This is a genomic window from Pseudocolwellia agarivorans (assembly GCF_002000085.1).
GTDB classification, from domain to species: domain Bacteria; phylum Pseudomonadota; class Gammaproteobacteria; order Enterobacterales; family Alteromonadaceae; genus Pseudocolwellia; species Pseudocolwellia agarivorans.
The window spans coordinates 340,627-360,653 of record NZ_MUZU01000005.1; the positions used below are offsets into that span (position 1 = coordinate 340,627).

Consider the following 20,027-nt stretch of genomic DNA (forward strand, 5'->3'; position numbering starts at 1 on the left):
AATAAATAAGAAAATATGATTAATTTACAGGGCGTTATTCGAATTGTTTTCTATACTTAAAGGAGTTATAGATTCATAAAAAAGGTTTTTTAATGAAGTTACCTACAGTCAATCTTTGTAAAGTAGACAGAGTATTAAGAGGCGCATTAAGTGTTTTTCTTATTATATATGCTATTTTTTGGCATAAAGAAATTGGTGATACTTTGCTATTAACACTTATATGGGTTTTCTCCATTTTAAATTTAATTTCTTTCGCATCGGGTTGGTGTCCTGTTTACCATCTTGCTAATTTGAGCACGTATAAAAATAAAGAATAAAGCACCTAATATGGGTAAGAGTGTTGAAAAAATAAATTTAGACTCAGATCTTCGGCGTCATTTACTCTTTGGCACCATAGGTTTAGTTGTTGCTGTTTTAATTATTTTTATTAATGTAACTCATGATATTGCGAGTGATCTTGGTGAATCAATAGAATCGGAACATATAGAAGTACAAGTTAATGAAATTGCCAAAGTAGTCAGTAGTTTAGTCAGTACCGGTCAACTCGCAAGTGGGCAAAATGGAAAAATCCCTTATGAGTATTTTGCATCTCATCATTATTTTTTAGATGAAGATATTATATTATTGAATGTATTAATCGCTGATCAAACATTTACGATTACAGGTGGGCATCACTTCAAGAATTTCCCTGAAATTGTGAAAGCCGTATCAGAGAAAAAATCGGTAAACGGATTTACTAAAATAAACGATGATAGAATTTTTTGGCAATATAAATACAATGACGGCGACGGTACTGAACTTGTTTTTGCTCGTAAGGTTCATGCGTTAGACCGAGCAATAAGCTACATGGCGACTCGGCTTTCTATTAGTGCCTTTGTTACCTTTTGGTTAGCTGTTTGGGCTGCACTTATTATATCTACGTTTATTACCCAGCGCTTTATTAAAGGCAATATCAGGCTTAATTACCTTGCTAACCACGATAGCCTAACTCATTTACCTAATCGTACCTATCTATATGAAATTGTTAATAACTACTTTAAGAAAAACAAACAATACCCAATAACTAAAAAAGCATCCATGCTATTTATTGATTTGAATAAATTTAAGTTAATTAATGATACGTTAGGGCATCACAGTGGTGATGCTTTGTTAGTGGCAATTGCAGCACGACTGAAAAAATTTGTAACTAAAACTGATTATGCTTTTCGTTATGGCGGTGATGAATTCATTATATGGAGTGAAAACACCGAGCAAGCTGCTGCTGAAGTGCTCGCAGCTGAAGTTATTGAGGTTTGTAGAAAACCATTAACCATTCAAGGTTCAAAGTTTGAGGTTAGTGTCAGTATTGGTATTGCGTGTTATCCAGAAGATGGTGATAATTTTAATGATATTTTTAAACGTGCAGATGTTGCTATGTATCACGCTAAACAGATGCGTTTAGGTTATCAAAGTTATCAGAAAAATTTAGATATTAGATCTTCTTTAATGGTGAATTTAAGTGGTCAACTGAATCATGCTTTAATAAATAAACAATTTATTGTTTTCTATCAACCTAAAGTCAATATAGCTGATGGTAAAATTTTTGGTGTTGAAGCTCTTATTCGTTGGCAGCATCCTATTGAGGGTTTGTTAACGCCAAACTTTTTTATCTCTTTAATTGAGCAAAGCGATTTTGTTCATGCTTTTACTCGATATGTGTTTAAACAAGCTATTGCGCAATGTAAAAATTGGTGTGATTCAGGCTATGAATTAAGTGTTGCTGTAAATATTTCTCCTTATAACCTTTTAGATGAGGGCTTAGTGACCTATTTAGAAAAAGAGCTTAAACAGCATCAAGTACCTGCAGATTTAATCGAAATCGAATTAACCGAAAGCGCTACTATGGTGGATATTGAGGTAACAAAGAAACTTTTTAAGCAGTTTAGGGCATTAGGCGTTAAGCTTTCTATTGATGATTTTGGAACCGGAATGAGCTCTTTATCTTACATTAAAGAATTAGACGTAGATTTCATTAAAATAGATCGCTCTTTTATTATTAATATTGCTGAAAGTAATGAAGATGAAGCTATAGTGATGAGTATTCTGTTGTTATGTCAAAAGTTGAATAGAGACGTTATTATTGAAGGTATTGAAACAAAAGAGCAGAGAGATAAATTACTTTCGTTAGGTTGTAAATATGCACAAGGATATTATTTTGGTAAACCTATGCTGTCGCAAGAGCTAACCTTGTTGTTAGGAAAACCTAGCTAAACCTATTAATTTATTCCTGAGTATATTGAGTTAATGGTTATTCATTATTTTTGTTAGAGCCATTAATGAATAACCATAGGTTTATATAAACTATTTATTTACAGCGTATATTAGCAATCCAAACACTTTGATATGGTGCTAATTCAATTTCTTCAGTTAAGTCGGTGACTTCTGTACCGCTAATTAATTCAAACCAGTTTTCATTTACAATTAAGTTAAGTTCGCTTAATGGTAGCGATAAAGGCTTGTTGGTAATATTACTGATACAAAAAATACTTTGTTTTCTGTCTTGGCTTTGTCGCCAAAAACCGAATAATTGTAAACCTAAATGTAAGGTAAATTGCGTTGCGTTGGGGTGAAACGCAGGCTGTTTTATTCTTATCGCTAATAACTTATTGAGTGTTGAAAGTACTTCACCGTGATGTTTACCAGTGTCTTGCAGAGCATCAATAAGTAAATCGTCTTGCCAGCGATGACGATTGATCGATCGATTGCTACCTGTATCTTCAACTTTTTTATAGTCATTTTGTGTGCCAAGCATGCTATGGATATAAATACCGGGAATACCTTCTAGCGCAAACATAATGCTATGAGCACATATAAAACGAACCATGTTAAATTCGTCTTTTCCTTCCGTGGTTCCTTGCATTGCATCAAATAAAGATATGTTCATTTCGTAAGGTTTTTGAGCACCATCTTCTGTGGTTCTACAAGATATTTTGCCACCAAAACCTTCAATGGTTTTTACTAAGTCATGGGTTTCTTCGTCACTTAATAAACCTTCTACAGGTCTTAATCCTACACCGTCATGTGAGGCGATAAAATTAAAGTAAGTGGTACCATCTTGTGCGGGTGGCATGCTCATTAACCAACGTTTTAAATATAAACAACTTCCTGTTAATAAGGTGTTGATAAGTAAGGGGGGTAAAGAAAAGTTATATATAGCGTGCGCTTCGTTTGCATTACCAAAATACGTTAAATTTTGAGTGTTGGGTATATTGGTTTCTGTAATGATGATAGCGTCGTGCCTAGCATGCTCTATTAAGGTTCTAAGTAAGCGAACCACTTCGTGCGTTTCAGGTAAGTTTATGCAAGGGGTTCCTGCTATTTTCCATAAGAAAGCAATGGCATCAAATCTAAAAATTTTAACGCCCATGTCTAAATATTGTCGAATAATAATAACAAAAGCTTTTAGTACTTCTGGATTTCTAAAGTCAAAATCTACTTGATCGTGGCTAAAAGTACACCACACTGACTTTTCACCTGAAGCGGTATTCACTTCTCTAAATAATGGAGATGTTCGAGGGCGTACTACATCGGAGGTGTCTGTGTCTGCTGGTGCAGTAAAGAAAAAGTCGTGACCTTCGCCTTCTCCTTTAATAAAGTTTTCGAACCAAAAGCTACGACTTGAGCAGTGGTTTATTACTAGATCAGACATTAAGTTTCGCTCTTTTGCGATAAGCTTAATATCTTCCCAGTCGCCAAGTGATTGATTAACCGTTGAATAGTCAATGATTGAAAAGCCATCGTCAGAGCTGTAAGGAAAAAACGGTAAAATATGAACGCTGTTTATAGTGTCGCTCATATTATCGTTAATAAAACGACGTAGTGTTTTTAGTGGTGCTTCGTTATCTTTAACTATACTGTCGCCATAAGTAATTAAAATAACATCCTCTTCCGACCACTGGTTAGTATAGGGCGCCACAGCTGAACAATCTTCAGACAAGCGCATTAACTCAGTGAGTTGCTTTGCCAAGTCGTCTGTCGATTGCGTTAGGCTAATGTCTTTATAAATAAATTCAAGTTGTTGACTGAGTTTACCTAGTAATTGTTCATAGTGTGTCACCATATTATTTAAGCCTCTTCTAAAATAGTGCTAAATTCTTTGTAGTCTTCTTCTACTGCTTCTTTTATTTGCGATAAAATATCGGGCATTGCGCTAATAACACGGTTCCAAGATGGAATAAAAGGTGTTTCCATCGGTTGTTCTAAAAAGGTATTACCGGCTTCTAATATATTTTCAGCGAACATTTCTACTGCTTTTTCTTCGTTATGCGTGTCGAGTTTAAGACCATTCATTTGTGCATCGTGACGGTAAGTTTCTACATAATCTAAAGCGATACGGTAGTAGGTGGCTTTAAGTGTTCTGAATTTTTCAGAGGTAAAAGTTTCGCCTTCAGTTGCTAGTTTACGTATAAAGGCTTTACTGATGTCGATAGACATTTTTGATAAACCACCGCTGGTATTATCTAGCGATAAATCTTGATGCTTATGGTCATAAGTAGCGGCAATGTCTACCTGACAAACATGATTTGACGAGTAGTTACGGTACATTTCTGAAAGCACACCAATTTCTAGTCCCCAATCGCTTGGGATACGAATATCTTTTAATACATCTTTACGGAATGAAAACTCACCCGCTAATGGATATAAAAAGCTATCCATGTATTCTAGGTAATCACAATGGCCAACGGTTTTCTTTAATGCTTTTATTAATGGCGTAACCAGCAGTCTTGATACACGACCATTAATTTTTCCGTCGGCAACGCGGGCATAAAAACCTTTTGAAAACGAGTAATTAAATGATGGATTTGCTACCGGATAAAGTAGTCGAGTAAGTAGGTCTTTTTCATAAGTAAGAATGTCACAGTCATGTAAGGCGACTGATTCAGCTTTACCTGAAGCTAGAATATAGCCCATGCAATACCAAACATTTCGTCCTTTACCTAACTCTTTAGGAGCAAGGCCTAATTTTTGTAGTTTTGCATCAATGGCTTGTAGTCTGGGGCCATCGTTCCATAATACTCTGTGGTGTTGTGGTAATTGACCAAAAAAAGATAAAGCATGTTTGTATTGCTCTAAGTTTGCTCTATCTAATCCAATCACGACTTGCGATAGATACTTAACATCTTTTATTTTATTAATAATATCGGGTAATGCTTTACCCTCTAATTCTGAGAAAAGTGAAGGTAAAAGTAGCCCAAGTGGGCGAGTTTTAGAAAATTCTTCTAATTCAGTTTCCATATCCTCGGTCGTTCTTTGCGCTAAGTTGTGTAATGTAGTTACAACGCCATTTTGATAAAAGTCAGCCATGATATACCTCTTGGTTATGGTTAATTAGTTATAAATTTTTGTAGAAAATGAATTGCTTGATAACGACTCAGGTAATAAATGCTGTATTGCTTCAGCCCAACCTGCGGGGCCATATTCTTGTGTTTGAATAACGTTTTGAGTTTTATTAATTACAGGAAACTCATGTACGGGGGATCGAATTTGTACGGCAATGCTCGCTGCTTCTAGCATGGCAATATCATTTTTACCGTCGCCTAATGCGATGGTTGATATTGTGTAAGCTCCTATATTTTTTTGATAATGTTCTGTTAACCACGTTAACGCTTGGCCTTTATCGCTATTACCACATACGTGAAAGAAACGTCCGCCAAAAAGAACGGTAGCGCCTGACTTTTCAAGGTATTCAATAAAATCTCGTTTTGACTGTTCATCACCACGCCAATGTATGGGCTCACCGTATTGTCTATTTTTAGCAAGTTCAGCATCTGCGTTACTTAATCCCGTAAGCTCGGCCAGTTCTTCCGTTGTTAATGTGGAAAAGCCTTGGTATAACCCCTTAAACTTTGCCGGCGCGTCTTTAATAACCTCTAACCAATGCTGGCGTGGTAAACAAAACGACTTAACCCAATATTGCCCCATACTTAGTGTGTTTTTAGGTTGTACTCTAAAGGTGTTTTTAGGAATGAAAATAGCAGCTCCGTTTTCAATGATAAGTGGGGCTTTAATATTAAGATCTGCTTGTATTTTAAGTACTTCTGCTAGAGTTTTACTGGTGGTTAATACAATAGGAACATTCGCTGCGTTTAACTGTTTTATAACAGGTAAAGCAGGAGTGCTTTCATAGGTGAAGTGATCAAGTAATGTTCCGTCTAAATCACTAAAAATAATTACGGGTTGATTCATTGTTAATTAGTCCTTTTCAACACATTGGGTAATACTGCGGCTTTCGTCTAGGTAAAAAACAGTTTGAGCAATTAAAGGTAAAGAGTGCATGCCGTGTGTTGTTAAACGTTGAAAGTATTGAATAAAATTTAAAATTTGAGCTTTGTTCATTACATTTGTTTGTGCTGTTGATGAAAGTGTTTTAATTAATTTTTGCTCTTGCTCTAAGCGCCATTTATATACGCTATCGAAAGAGGGGGCTTGTAACGCTACCCAAAAATTCATGTATTCATACAAAGGTTGGTAGTTTGAGCGTAATTGTTCATTAACATAATTACGCCAAATGCTTTGTTGGTCTTCTTCTTTTTCAAGGCTATTAATAGGTGTTGTTAGCTCTGATGTATTTTGCGCAGTAACACCCCAGCACCAACCTTCAAGAATAAGAATATCGATAGGCTTATCAATACATTGCCATTGGTCTTTATCAAATGGATCGTCGGTTACTTTATTAAAACGAGGAATTAAAAAATCAGTTTGGCGATTTTTTACTTTAGCCAGTACGCTTTCAAGCAATTCAGTGTTATGCGTGCCAGGAACACCACGAGTTTTAAGTAAAGGGTGCACACTTTCAGCAAGTTCATTTCTCGCTGTTCTTGATAAGTAAAAATCGTCAAGCGACACCACTACAACATTCAGTTGATGAGTGCTTGATAAATAATGTGATAAATAATCGGAAAGTGTCGACTTACCACTACCTTGGCAGCCATTAACACCCACAAAATAAGGAGAGCCTTGTTTTTTATAAGTTTTAAATATTCGTTCGGCTAAGGGGAAATAACTTTCTTCAACTAAGCGCTTAAAGGTATCAGGTAAACTGTTTTTTTCCATAAAAGCTGAAAGTATCATTTTTACCTCTATATTTATTTTTATACGTAGTGTTATACAAACAACTCTTGTGCCAGATAGTTTTTAATATGTTTTTTGTTGTTTAACTTTTTGAATTTAAATGTTTTGTTTGTTTTTTTTAGCACTTTAAAATTTAACTTTATTTCAGGATTTCTCTATTCCGTGTAATTTTTGCATTATTTTGGTGCAATATGTGTTTTTGATGATACTTATTTTTTAATGTATGAATACGTTATAGGTATAGACTAAAAATGATGTTGTAGGAGAAGTATTTAATACGTACTCATCACTTTACATCTTTCAATTAAAATATTTTAAGTAAAAATTTTTGAGTCGTTTTTTGTATCCATATACATGCTAAAGTCTGAAATTACTAAGATAAGGAAGGTAAGTATGAAAAGAATTTATATATTGTTTTTTGCATTAATAAGCTTCATTACATCAACTTCTGGCTTTGCTCAATCAGCCGTTGCCATGCCAGACAGCTATAGTGCAGCTGAAGCTAAAAAGGTATTACAAAGCGGTGGTAATGCTGTTGATGCAGCTATTGCTGCACAATTTGTGTTGGCGGTAACTTTACCTGAAGCCGGGAATATTGGTGGCGGTGGTTTTATGACGATATATAAAGATGGTGTTTCAGACTTTTTAGATTATCGTGAAACGGCTCCTGCCGCCGCTCACAAAGATATGTATTTAGATGAGCAAAAAAACGTAATTCCTAATTTATCTTTGTATGGCATTTTATCGTCAGGCGTTCCCGGTACGGTTGAAGGCATGTGGCAAGCTCATAAAAAATACGGGACAAAATCGTGGGAAGAATTGTTAGCTCCAGCGGTAACATTGGCTGAAGAAGGTTTTATTGTTCATCCTACCTTGCGCAAAGCTATTGAATGGCGAATTGATAGTTTTGAAAAAGAAGGGATTGAGGTTAATTTTTCTCGTTATTTTTCACGGGCTGAAGAAGGCAAAATATTTAAACAGCCAGAACTTGCAGCTACCTTAAAGCTCATCGCTAAACATGGTCGTGATGGTTTTTATAAAGGCAAAACAGCAAAAACGATTAGTGCTTTTATGAAAGAGTATGGCGGTATTATTACTGAGGAAGATTTAGACGCTTATCGTATAAAGTGGCGCAAACCGTTGCAAAAAAAATGGCGCGGCTATCAAGTAATTACGGCTCCACCGCCAAGTTCAGGTGGTATTGCGGTACTACAATGGCTAACTATGTTTGATGTGGTAAAGCATAAAATGGCACAAAAAGATCAACCACTGATGCATAACTCAACTCAATATGTTCATTTATTGTCAGAAATAGGAAAGCGTGTTTTTGCTGACAGAGCTGAATATTTAGGAGATCCTGACTTTTACAACGTACCTCAATCAAAGTTACTGACTCAACAATACTTAGTTGAACGCGCCTCTGATATTACACTCGACAAAATATCGAATACAGAAAGCATTAAACCTGGCTTGAAAGAAAGTACGGATACTACGCATTTTTCAATTGTTGATAAGTGGGGTAACGCAATATCTAATACAACTACCATCAACTATACATTTGGCAGTGGGGTTATTGTTGAAGGTGCAGGGTTTATTTTAAATGACGAGATGGACGATTTTAGTGTTAAGCCCGGAGTAGCTAATGTTTTTGGTGCTTTAGGTGGAGTAGCAAATGAAGTTCAGCCGCATAAGCGTATGTTGTCTTCTATGTCGCCCACTATTTTATTAAAAGCTGATAAGGTAGCCTTGGTTACTGGATCTCCAGGCGGTACAACCATTATTTCGTCTGTGTACCAATCAATACTTAACGCGGTTGAATTTAATATGACGGCTGAAAATGCAGCCAATAGTGCAAGATTTCATCATCAATTATGGCCTAAAAACCAAATTGTTCACTATGCGGGTGTGGATAAAAAAGTGATTGGTGAGTTACAAGCTATGGGCTATAACACCAAGCAGGAGTCTTTTGGCGATGTACAAATGATATTGCAACGTGATGGAAAGCTAACGGCAGCCTCTGAATATAGAAAACGTCATAGAGGAGTTTCGCTCGTTTTTTAATATCAACGCTAATATCTGTTTCGTTTTGTTCTTTTAATAGAAGCCAGTGAATTACACTGGCTTTTTTATAACAAATAGCTGTTCAACCCGAACGCGATGTATGGGCTACTTATGAAACCTTAAATTCTTCTACGTGTTTATTTAACTCTTCGGCAGTTTCGCTTAGTTCATGACTTACAGCGAGTGTTGTTTCGGCATGTGCTGTCATGGCATCAGAGTCGTCTTTAATATCATGTATTTGTTTGTTTATATCTTCAGCAACGTGATTTTGTTGTTCTGCGGCTGTAGCTATTTGTGTCGACATTTGTGCAATATTATTTAGCTCTTCGTGTAATGCACTTACAGCTTGTAAACCTTCACTCACTACATCTACAGCGATAGAGCCTTGGTTCTTAAGTTGGATCATGCTATTGGTTACCGTACTAGCTCCTTGTTGCAAAGAGTCTATTTGCATTTTTATATGTTCAGTAGACTCTTGTGTTCTACCTGCTAAACTTCTTACTTCGTCAGCAACAACGGCAAAACCACGACCTTGTTCGCCAGCTCTTGCAGCCTCAATGGCCGCATTTAAGGCTAATAAATTAGTTTGTTCGGCAATGCCTTGAATAACATTTAAAACTTCACCAATTGAATTACTTTCTTGATTCACTTTTTCAACTAGTTCAGTTGCGTCGCCTAATTCCAGAGTGAGTTTTTCCATTATTTCTTTACTGGTCATGGCATTTTCAGAGCTTTTGGTCGACATTTCAAATAAGCGAGTAACTGCTTCTGAGGTATCTTTAGCGCTAATAGTAACTTCTTTAATAGATTGTGCCATTTCATTCATGGCAACAGATACGCTATCAATACTTCGACTTTGACTTTCTGAGCTTTGTTGGCTTGTGGTCATTGAATTAACTACTTGAGACGTTAAGTTATTCATTTTTAATTCAACTTGTCTTACGCCGGCTAATGTTGTGTTAAAGCTATTGAGTAAACTGCTAAAAGCACCAGCAACATTGCTCAATTCGTCTTTACCTGCGGTTTCAACTTGGTAACTTAAGTCTTTATTTTCTGCTACATAACTTAAATCTTTGATCAGGCCTTTTAAAGGTTTAACAATAGACATAATGATAACGAATGAAAATAACGCGATAACTAAACCACCACCAAATAATATCGCTAGGCTTTGAATCACTAAGAAATGAGCTGCGTTGTGTAAAGTTTCTGCTTGGACCGTTATTTTTTCTGCGAGGACTTTTTGAAATGCATTAAGTTTATTAATGTTGTTTGATGAAGTTTCAAACCACTGATTTGGATCTAAAGCAAGTTTTTTCCCAGACGACTTTCGAAAGGTTATCCATTTGTTAAAAACATCGCTGTATTCTTTAGTATCTAAGTACTCATCTCTAAATCTTTTACGTAATTTGGCATCAGCGTATGCATCAAATCGGTCAATGGCGGTATCAATTTCTCTACGGGTTGTTTTCCCTCGAGCGTAAAGGTTGAAGTCTATTATCGCATTATAGGTTGCTCTAACATATATCGCTCGCTCTAAAGAGTATTTATCGCCTAATGTGACTAAGGCCAAATACGCATTACTCATTAATGATAACTCTTTATTGTTTGAAGCTAGTCTTACTATGGCGTAAAACAAGCGATAAAAGCGCTCGATTGAGGTGTCTAATTCACTAATAATCCATTTCTTTCCATCTTTAATCATGTACTGATCAATTTTGTTACGTTTACTGATCATAATGTCAGCACCCTGTAAGAGGTGGTCGAGAACGCTAGGAATTTCATCCATATTCGCTATTTCATTTTGATAAGTATTGAGGAAATTTTTAAATTTATGGAGCTGTGTGTCTACTTTTTGTCGTTGTTTTTTAAGTGGTTTTTCGAAGTCGTTACCATTTATGCCAAACGATGCTCCTTTTGGGCCAATAAAATTATTTTCTCTCGCTAGAAAGCCGTTTGAAAAATCCCGCTCCCCTTGTAGCTCATTCATTAATGCACCAGCTTCCCCCGCTAGCTCCATTAGTATTTGTAAGTTAGCAAGTGTTTTTTGCTCATTACTTGCTGCTTTATACTGATTAAAGGCGAGTACAGCTATGGCTAAAAAGGGTAAAACTGCTAGGGCAATAATACGAGCACGAATGTTAAATTGGCTTAGAAAGTTCATTGGAATAACAACCTTATTTTTTATTTATTATGAAGTGTTAAAACATCCTATCTTTATATAGATTACATATTAGTACTGGTGAAAGCTATGGTTAAAGTAATTATAATTACTTAAATTTTTGATTTTTATTGTTTTTAATCTTTATGATACTTAGGTTAGGAAAAATTTAAGCATAACCTAAAAACAAGGTGCTGACTGGAAGGTGAGTTCTTTTTTTGTTAGTGGGTGTTTAAGTGTTAGTTTTTCTGCGTGTAGGTGTAAGCGGCTTGCGCTGGTGCCATATAAGTCGTCACCAACAATAGGCGTATGTAAACCTGAAGGATGAGCACTGTGTACTCTTAATTGATGGGTACGTCCGGTTTTAGGTGTTAAGTAGATTTTGGTTTTATTGTTTTTTGTATACTCGATAACTTGCCATGTGGTGTGAGCGTGCTTGCCTGTTTCATAACAAACAAGTTGACGAGGGCGATTATAAAAATCTCCGATTAAAGGTAGGGTTATTTCTCCTGTTTTTTGTTCAATAATTCCATCGAGTAGGGCAACGTATCGTTTCTCTACATCACGTTGAATAAACTGTTTTTGTAATTGTTTATGAGCGCGCTTTGTCAGGGCGATAACCATTAAACCAGAAGTCGACATATCAAGGCGATGCACAATTATGGGTCCACTGGCTGAAGGTATTAGTTGTTTAATACGAGTATATACAGAATCTTGAATGTGTTTTCCGGGTACAGATAGCATGTCATGTGGCTTGTTGACAATCGCCATTGCTTCATCCTGATACAAAATTTCTAGCTTTTTGTTATTGGCAGTATTAATAAGTAGAGGATTTTTATCTTGCTCTATCCCGGTAAGCATCCAATTAAGAATAGGCTCGCATTTACCTGAACAGGCTGGATAATAATTTTTGTGTTGTCTAATTTCAGATTTAGGTGAAATTCCCCACCAAAACTCGGCCATGGCTAATATGTTGTAATTATTTTTAAAAGCGTATTGGATCAATTTAGGTGCTGCACAATCGCCAGAGCCTGAAGGGGGAGTTTGTTGTGGAGTCGGTTTGAAAATGTCTTGTAATGATTTACTACAACCGTCTTTATTCAGTAATTGGTATTGCTGGAATAATTGATTTTGTAGAAGAGAAGAGCGGTTTTGTCTTTCATTTTTAAGTTGTTTAATTTCATTTTCAAGTGTATTTAACTGTTGTTGAACGTCGTCTATTTTTTGCTGCCAATCATGCTTTAATGCTTTTAACTGGTTTTTATCGTGTACGCTTTCTTTCGCGAGTTGATTAAATAACAGCGTTAAACCTTTGTTATTGAGTGCTTGAACAGCATTTTTTCTTTGCTCTTTTCTGTTTTTCCTATTTACAGCCATTATTTCTTGATGCTGTGTTAGCTCTTTTTGAAAAGCTAAACCAATAGCAAGTAATTTGTTTTGTAATAATGGTAACTGTGGATTACTTTCTAATGCGTTGAGTTTTGCTGTGAGTTTATTTATCTCAACTTGCTCAACATCGAATTTTTCATAAAAGTCTTTCTCTTTCTTTGTCTCTTCGTCAGATTGACTGGTAAGTTGCTCGTTTTCGGGGATCGAAGGCACAAAGTGACCTACTGTATATTTACCACAAAGCTTGCCTGAAAACGCGGTTAGATAACCAATTTCTTTTTGTGTATTTTCAACTAATAATACGCCAAACATTTTTCCTGAAGCATTATTTTTATCATCAGTTAAGCCAAAGTTGTGCTGCCACTCTTGTTGGGTATGTAAATAATGTTGTAGTTCTTTTGCTGCTAATTCACATAAAGGGTGTGGTTGATAATAAAAAGGAAAAGTAAAACGTTTCGGTAATGAATAGTGCTTAATTGAGTTGGAGAAATTAATAAAGCAAGGATCTAAGTGAGGCATATTAAACGCTGATTGTTTTACAGAAAACGAATGTTTGACGATTATAACGTAACGGTGCAACTTTTTGTAATGGCCATTAGTTGTATATACCCGTTATGATTTTTAGGTAGTTTTATCTTTTGTAATCGTTATGTATTCTATGAATGAGACTTTGATAAATATAATAGTATGTTTCGATGAGTATATGGTGACTATATAAGAATAATTACCTCTAGTTACACATTACTTTGGTGAAAATTATGATAGATTTTTTAGTATAAGGTTATTGATTTATCTATAAAAAACGGACCAGAGTCCGTTTTTTATTTTATATTGAAGAAGATTAACCTTCGTCAGACATCATTGCTTTCGCTTTAGCTTTTGCTTCAGCAGCTTTATCTTTAGCGCTATCCATTAAGTCAGCACCTTTTTCTTTAGCTGAATCCATAGCTTCAGAACCTGCTTCTAATGCTTCAGCGCCAGCTTCTTTAGCCGATTCCATAACTTCAGAACCTGCTTCTTTCGCTGAATCTATAACTTCTGTACCCATTTCTTTTGCTGAATTCATCGCATCAGAGCTTGCTGATTTAGCATCATCAAGTAACGAAGCACTTGATTCAGTTGCTGCTTCCATATCTACTTTTTTTGTTTCTGCTTCAGAGCTGTTATCACTACAAGCAGAAAGAGCTACAACAGAAGCTGCACAGATAGCAGCAGAAATAATTTTTTTAAGATCGAACATAGGTATTCCCTTTAATTAATATTAACGACAGACTAATTTTAACACTTTAAAGCGGATATTGTTATATATCGATTTAACTTTTGTTAAAAAAATGTAAAGTTGTCATGGGGGGTATAAAAATAATTTATTTTTTATTAAATTTAACGACCATTTATTATTTCTTTGTAAGTAATTTGACTTTGTACAAGTGCTTCATTTCTGGGTAATGCATGGTGTCCTGATAATAAGTAAATAACCTTTTGACCTTGTTGAGCTAACTCTAGTGCGTGTTGAAAGTTAATTAATACTGATGTTGCAATATCTTGTGGGTACTTGTCGGCATCACGCCTAACGTATTCTATTAATGTAAGATTAACCGTTTCATCATAAAAAACAGCGTCTGCAAATTGTAATTCTCTGTGCGCTTTTAACGTTAAATTATCAGGATCACCATCAAGGGTGTGAATAAAGACTATTTCGCCTTTTGGAGGCGCTATTTTTTCTTTCAAGCTTGAGATAAGTTGTTGTTCGGCTTCTGTGTTTTGGTCATTCAAAATAAGTTGCCCTATCGACCCTCTTAAAGTGCTTTCCCAGAATGTTCTTCTATTTCTTATGCCTTTAACACGGGCTTTTACATGATCTCTAAATTTAAGTGAAAAATCAGCAAGCTTGCCGTAACCATCAGGTAATGTTTTTTCTATTTGTTCTCGTAACATTCTTAATAATATAGGTGCACTACCTGAACTCGACATAGCAATTAAGATGGGAGCACGATCTATAATTGATGGCGTTATATAAGTACAAAGTTCCGGTTGATCAACCACATTAGTAAGAAGCTTTAGTTCGCTGGCTTCTTGAGCAACATTTTGGTTTACTTGGTTATTGTCTGTTGCAGCAATAACTAAGTTACAGTTTTTCAAATATCCCTCGCGGTAGTTATGTTGTAACCAACTAAGTTTATGGGTATTTATTAAGCGTTCAACACTTACAGATAATTGCTCAGACATAACGGTAATATTTGTTGTGGTTTTTAATAGCAGTTCAATTTTGCGAGCCGCAACATCACCACCCCCAATAATCATAGCGTTAATATGTTTTGCGTCTAAAAAAATAGGGAAATATTTCATGTTTGCACTCTGCTAGCGGGTTAAGCTTTACGATTAAGGCATTTTTATTGCTGCTAATCTCATTTTTAATTTTAAATCAAACGATAATCTAAAATAGATTTAAGATTTTATCAGAAGACCGCACAGCTATTAACTATTCTTTGAAGCGAATTAGTCACAAGTTATTACTGGTGCTATATGAATTTTTATTTTAAGGGGTTTTGTATAAAGTAGAAGAGCTAATAACTTTTTATTAGCTCTGAATTTTTTCTGTTAATATTGTATTGTTTTATTCAAACTAAAAGTATTTATTATTTAGTTAAATCAATGTTATACAAAGCAAAGCCATCATCGTCAATTAACAGGGGTGCTGTTGTTGATATTGCGGGTAGATTATTAGCAATTTGTGCAACTGCAGCTAATGGAGAAGTTCTGAATATAACGTTTAACTTTAGATTCGTTTGAATGGACTTAAACTTCCAATTATTGTCGGCTGAGGTATCAAAACCAATACTTCCTGAACTTTTTGATTGTGCTGTAATATAGTTGCGTAAAATGACTCTATTTTCATCAGGACCTTCAAAGGTTTCACGACTGCTTCCGTCAATATTAGGAAAGTTACCACCGCCAGATGCTCTGTAGTTATTCGAAACCACTAAAAATTCAGCGTTCATATCAATAGGAGAACCTTTGTATTGTAAATTAGTAATGCGCTCATTGCCTTGCGCGACTAATACACCGTCATGATCATATCGAGCTTCTTGGGTAACATCTATTTCATAGGTAACACCGTCAATAACATCAAAATTAAAAGTAGGAAAAGCCGTATTTAATAAATTTTGTTGCTCAGTACTGTTGGCATCTATAGTATTAAATTGTCCGGCTGAACGCTCTAACCATTCTTTTACATCCGCACCCGTTAATTTAATCATGCGTACAGTGTTTGGAAATACATATAAACTGACGGTATCTAATAAAGAAATATCACCGGCAGCCACATCAGTATAATCTTCAAGGCCATTACGACCGGCTCTAAAAGGTGCCGCGGCTGACAGTACAGGTAAGCCATCTAACTCAGTACCTTGAATGAATTTTTTACCCCAGTCTATTTGAGCATCTGATACCACTTGAATTGAAGGATCATCTTGCACTAAAGCAAAAAAACTATATATAGGCGTAGCTACTTTAGCAAATGTCTCTCCAACCCATTTTATTGTTGCTTGATGTTGCTCATCAATTGCAGATAAAACCTCTTCGTCAGCTACAGCTAAATCCACAAAGTTTCCATTACGTTCACTACCAGAAGAAATAGAGCGTGCTTCAACTGTAGAGCTGGCAATTCTCCATTCGCCATCAGGTGTTGGTTCTATTGTTAGATCTATAATACCTAGATGGTTACCGAAAAATCCTGGCATAACTGCTGGTACACCGTTTAATTTACCATTAACATTATCAATGCCTTGTGCTTCTAAGTCGTTGTAACTTATATCACCGGGAAAGACCCTATGGTTATGACCAAATAAAATAGCGTCAATACCGTTTATTTGAGAAAGATATAGCGATGTGTTTTCAGCTAAATCTTCTCTGGCGCTTGAGGTGAGACCAGAGTGTGGTATAGCAATAATAATGTCTGCACCTTCAGCTTTCATTTTAGGTATAAAAAATTCAGCAGTTTCAACTATATCTTTGACGATGACCTGACCTTCTAAATTAGCTTTATCCCATTGCATTATTTGTGGCGGCGTTAAGCCTAAGTAACCTATTTGTATAATTTGATTATTACCATTTTCATCAACGACTGTTTTATTCTGAATAAAGTAAGGCGTGTAGCGATTGATATCATTACTTGTATCATCATCACCATCATCAATATATACATTGGCATTAATATAAGGAAAATTTGCTCCAGAAATTGTAGCGTCTAAAAACGTTAGGCCAAAATTAAATTCGTGATTCCCTAAATTACCAACATCATAATCAAGTAAGTTCATCGCTTTATACACAACGTGCATTTCACCATTAATAATATCGTTCTGACGAACTGTTGCTTCGTAATCGCCTAATGGACTATTTTGTATTAAATCGCCGTTATCAACTAATACGCTATTAGTGACTTCTTGGCGTGCGTTTTTAATTAACGTAGCCGTATTAGCAAACCCGAGTGTTTCAGATGTTGATTCGCTAAAATAGTCATAATTAGCTAAATACATATGAATATCAGTTGTTTCCATTATTCTTAATTCAACTGAGCCGCGTTCAGGGATGGAGATGACTTCTTTATCACTATTGTTACATGCAGTTAAAGCAAGCGTTGTTAAAATTACAGCGCAACTTAAATGCTGTTTTTTGAGTGTGAGTGGGAATATACTTTTTTTCATTTTATGTTTATCACGTTTTGAGGTTTAAAATGGAATTATCTGGTTAAAACGTGACATTTATGTGTTAAAAATATTAAGTTGACATTAAAGTCAGGTTTTTTGAGGTGATATATTTGTTATATGTTCTACAAAGGGCTAATGATAGACTATGCAAAATATTGATTTAGGATTATTACTATGCCTTGGATACAGCTAAGACTTAGTGCTGATGAAGACACAGCAGAAAAATATAGCGATTGGTTAACGGCTTGCGGTGCACAAGCGGTAACATTTATCGATGCACAAGACACACCTATATATGAGCCTCTACCCGGTGATGAGGTTATCTATTGGAATAACACGGTTGTTATGGGCTTGTTTGAAGCAAGTCATGATATGGATAAAGTGATTGCTTACTTAAAGAGCATACACCCTGATAAAGAAGCACTGAAATATAAATTGGAACAGCTTGAAGATAAAGACTGGGAAAGAGAGTGGATGGATAACTTCCATCCGATGAAATTTGGCCAACGTTTATGGATTTGTCCAAGCTGGCGAGAAGTTCCTGAACCAGAAGCCGTTAATGTTATGTTAGATCCTGGCCTTGCTTTTGGTACAGGAACTCACCCAACAACCGCTTTATGTTTAACATGGCTTGATAGCTTAGACTTAGCAGGGAAAACTGTTGTCGACTTTGGTTGTGGTTCAGGCATATTATCGCTTGCGGCTTTAAAACTTGGTGCAAGTAAAGTGATAGGCATTGATATTGACCCACAAGCTTTACAGGCAAGTTTAGCCAACGCTAAACGTAACAACGTTGAAGATAGGCTTGAATTGTATTTACCTAAAGACCAACCTGAGTTCAAAGCTGATGTGGTAGTGGCAAATATTTTAGCGGGTCCATTACGTGAATTAGCTCCTACTATTATTGAATTTGTCGGTGAAAATGGCTTGCTTGCTTTATCCGGTGTATTAGAAGATCAAGCGCAAACACTCCAAGAAATATATGGTCAATGGTGCAAAATGGATCCTGTTGAAGTGAAAGAAGAGTGGGTTCGCCTATCAGGTACTAAAAAATAAAACGAAATAAAATAAATTAGTGAGTAGTTTTTGTTTGTATATTGTACGAAAACTACTCACATCAGCGCTTTACAAAAAGTCAATAATAAAAACATAAAAAAAAGTCTATTTTGTTCAATTTATATCCTTTCCAATCGTAAAAAAAACGCGTAAACTTAGCGCCCTTTTGACGAGTAGCTCAAAAAAGCAGCAACGTGAAGATAGGTCCATACCAATTATCAAACAATGTAATTTTAGCGCCAATGGCGGGAATTACTGATCAACCTTTTAGGCAATTATGTTGTCGAATGGGAGCAGGGTTAGCTGTATCAGAAATGGTATCGGCAAATCCTAAAGTATGGGATACCGAAAAATCTAAACGTCGGCTGGTAAGTAATAGTGAAACAGGTATCCGTTCAGTGCAAATTGCAGGTTCAGATCCTGAAGAACTGGCACATGCGGCAAAAGTTAATGCTGATAATGGCGCCCAAATTATTGATATTAATATGGGATGTCCAGCTAAAAAGGTAAATAAAAAATTAGCGGGTTCGGCGTTATTGAAAGAACCAAGCTTGGTAGAACAAATTATTAAATCTGTTGTCCAAGCCGTTGATGTTCCTGTAACGCTAAAAATTCGCACTGGTTGGTGTGAAGATACTCGTAACGGAATAGAAATAGCAAAAATTGCTGAACAACATGGTATTCAATCATTGGCTGTTCATGGACGTACTCGTAACGACTTTTATAAAGGTGATGCGGAATACGACACCATTAAAGCAATTAAAGCTTCTGTTTCTATTCCTGTAGTTGCAAATGGTGATATCACGACAGTTGAAAAAGCTAAGCAAGTACTAGAATACACCAATGCCGATGCAATTATGGTTGGCCGAGGTGCTCAAGGAAATCCTTGGATATTTCGAGAAATTAATCATTTCTTGGTTACGGGCCAGCATTTGCCGGCTCCCTCAATGGATGAGGTACGTTCGGTAATTATCGAGCATGTAAATGATTTACACAATTTTTACGGTGATTTTATGGGCGTAAGATTTGCTCGTAAACACGTATCTTGGTATATGCAGACGCGCGACCCAGATAAACAGTTTCGTTCTATTTTTAATGGTTTAGAGTCTGTAAATGAACAGCTCTCATCATTGAATATGTATTTTGATAATTTAACTTAGAAAGAGTCTCAACTTTATGTTTGAACAAAATATTTCCTCTCCATTTATTACTGGTGATTTACAAACTCAGACAAAGGCATCGCCTTTACGTACACAAGCTAAAATAGCGATCAAAAATTATCTGTCTCAGTTAAACGGAAATGATGTTGATGATATGTACGACCTTGTACTATCTGAAATTGAAGCGCCAATGCTTGAAGAAGTAATGCAATATACTCGTGGTAACCAAACACGTGCTGCAAACTTACTAGGTATCAACCGTGGTACTTTACGTAAGAAGTTAAAAAAATACGGTATGAACTAAGAATTATGGCAGGTTTCGCCTGCCACTAAAAAGCACCCTCGGGTGCTTTTTTATTTTACTTTAAACGATTTTTCTATTTTAAG

At 35.8% G+C, this 20,027-nt stretch carries 15 protein-coding genes; 6 read left to right on the forward strand and 9 right to left on the reverse strand.

The genetic code is table 11. From position 1 onward, the window contains the following. Positions 1–92 precede the first annotated feature (92 nt). Together B0X80_RS10505 and B0X80_RS10510 are read left to right on the forward strand one after the other, a co-directional pair. The gene (locus B0X80_RS10505; protein ID WP_077340101.1) at positions 93–317 is read left to right on the forward strand and encodes a YgaP family membrane protein; all 225 of its coding nucleotides are present in this window, start codon (positions 93–95) and stop codon (positions 315–317) included. A 10-nt stretch (positions 318–327) separates the two neighbouring features. After that, complete coding sequence (locus B0X80_RS10510) at positions 328–2,250, forward strand: putative bifunctional diguanylate cyclase/phosphodiesterase (RefSeq protein ID WP_077340103.1); 1,923 nt, start codon at positions 328–330, stop codon at positions 2,248–2,250. A gap of 94 nt (positions 2,251–2,344) precedes the next feature. On the opposite strand, the gene B0X80_RS10515 is transcribed toward B0X80_RS10510, so the two are convergent. From B0X80_RS10515 to B0X80_RS10530, 4 genes are read right to left on the reverse strand one after another with little or no spacing between them, the layout of a single operon-like run. Further along, positions 2,345–4,099: a sugar phosphorylase gene (locus B0X80_RS10515; RefSeq protein ID WP_077340105.1), complete on the reverse strand. Its 1,755-nt coding sequence runs from the start codon at positions 4,097–4,099 to the stop codon at positions 2,345–2,347. Between the two features lie 5 nt (positions 4,100–4,104). Further along, positions 4,105–5,343, reverse strand: a complete 1,239-nt coding sequence (locus B0X80_RS10520) for a glycosyltransferase family protein (RefSeq protein WP_077340107.1) — start codon at positions 5,341–5,343, stop codon at positions 4,105–4,107. A 24-nt stretch (positions 5,344–5,367) separates the two neighbouring features. Beyond that, positions 5,368–6,225, reverse strand: coding sequence for an HAD-IIB family hydrolase (locus B0X80_RS10525; RefSeq protein WP_077340109.1), 858 nt, complete (start codon positions 6,223–6,225; stop codon positions 5,368–5,370). 6 nt (positions 6,226–6,231) lie between these two features. Further along, the gene (locus B0X80_RS10530; protein WP_245825433.1) at positions 6,232–7,110 is read right to left on the reverse strand and encodes a zeta toxin family protein; all 879 of its coding nucleotides are present in this window, start codon (positions 7,108–7,110) and stop codon (positions 6,232–6,234) included. 393 nt (positions 7,111–7,503) lie between these two features. Between B0X80_RS10530 and ggt the strand changes: the two genes are divergently transcribed. After that, on the forward strand, positions 7,504–9,171 hold the full coding sequence (gene ggt, locus B0X80_RS10535; RefSeq protein ID WP_077340111.1) for a gamma-glutamyltransferase: 1,668 nt from the start codon (positions 7,504–7,506) through the stop codon (positions 9,169–9,171). A gap of 109 nt (positions 9,172–9,280) precedes the next feature. Here the strand turns inward: ggt and B0X80_RS10540 are convergent, their stop codons facing one another. From B0X80_RS10540 to B0X80_RS10560, 5 genes are all read right to left on the reverse strand, one after another. Beyond that, a complete protein-coding gene (locus B0X80_RS10540) occupies positions 9,281–11,332 on the reverse strand; it encodes a methyl-accepting chemotaxis protein (RefSeq protein ID WP_077340113.1) in 2,052 nt (683 codons plus the stop codon). A 177-nt stretch (positions 11,333–11,509) separates the two neighbouring features. Next, positions 11,510–13,237 carry an RluA family pseudouridine synthase gene (locus tag B0X80_RS10545; protein WP_077340115.1) on the reverse strand — a complete coding sequence of 576 codons (1,728 nt, stop codon included), beginning with the start codon at positions 13,235–13,237 and terminating at the stop codon, positions 11,510–11,512. A gap of 322 nt (positions 13,238–13,559) precedes the next feature. After that, on the reverse strand, positions 13,560–13,958 hold the full coding sequence (locus B0X80_RS10550) for a hypothetical protein (RefSeq protein WP_077340118.1): 399 nt from the start codon (positions 13,956–13,958) through the stop codon (positions 13,560–13,562). Between the two features lie 140 nt (positions 13,959–14,098). Beyond that, positions 14,099–15,064 (reverse strand): siroheme synthase, encoded by a 966-nt coding sequence (locus B0X80_RS10555; protein WP_077340120.1) that lies wholly within the window; start codon positions 15,062–15,064, stop codon positions 14,099–14,101. A gap of 290 nt (positions 15,065–15,354) precedes the next feature. After that, complete coding sequence (locus B0X80_RS10560) at positions 15,355–17,421, reverse strand: bifunctional 2',3'-cyclic-nucleotide 2'-phosphodiesterase/3'-nucleotidase (RefSeq protein WP_077340122.1); 2,067 nt, start codon at positions 17,419–17,421, stop codon at positions 15,355–15,357. 177 nt (positions 17,422–17,598) lie between these two features. On the opposite strand from B0X80_RS10560, the gene prmA reads away from it, so the two are divergent. The 3 genes from prmA to fis all read left to right on the forward strand — a co-directional run bounded on the left by prmA (position 17,599) and on the right by fis (position 19,944). Then, positions 17,599–18,480, forward strand: coding sequence for a 50S ribosomal protein L11 methyltransferase (prmA, locus tag B0X80_RS10565; RefSeq protein WP_077340124.1), 882 nt, complete (start codon positions 17,599–17,601; stop codon positions 18,478–18,480). 194 nt (positions 18,481–18,674) lie between these two features. Beyond that, entirely contained in the window at positions 18,675–19,640 is a 966-nt protein-coding gene (gene dusB, locus B0X80_RS10570; RefSeq protein ID WP_077340125.1) for a tRNA dihydrouridine synthase DusB, read from the forward strand. A gap of 16 nt (positions 19,641–19,656) precedes the next feature. Further along, positions 19,657–19,944, forward strand: a complete 288-nt coding sequence (fis, locus tag B0X80_RS10575) for a DNA-binding transcriptional regulator Fis (protein ID WP_076419387.1) — start codon at positions 19,657–19,659, stop codon at positions 19,942–19,944. Positions 19,945–20,027 lie beyond the last annotated feature (83 nt).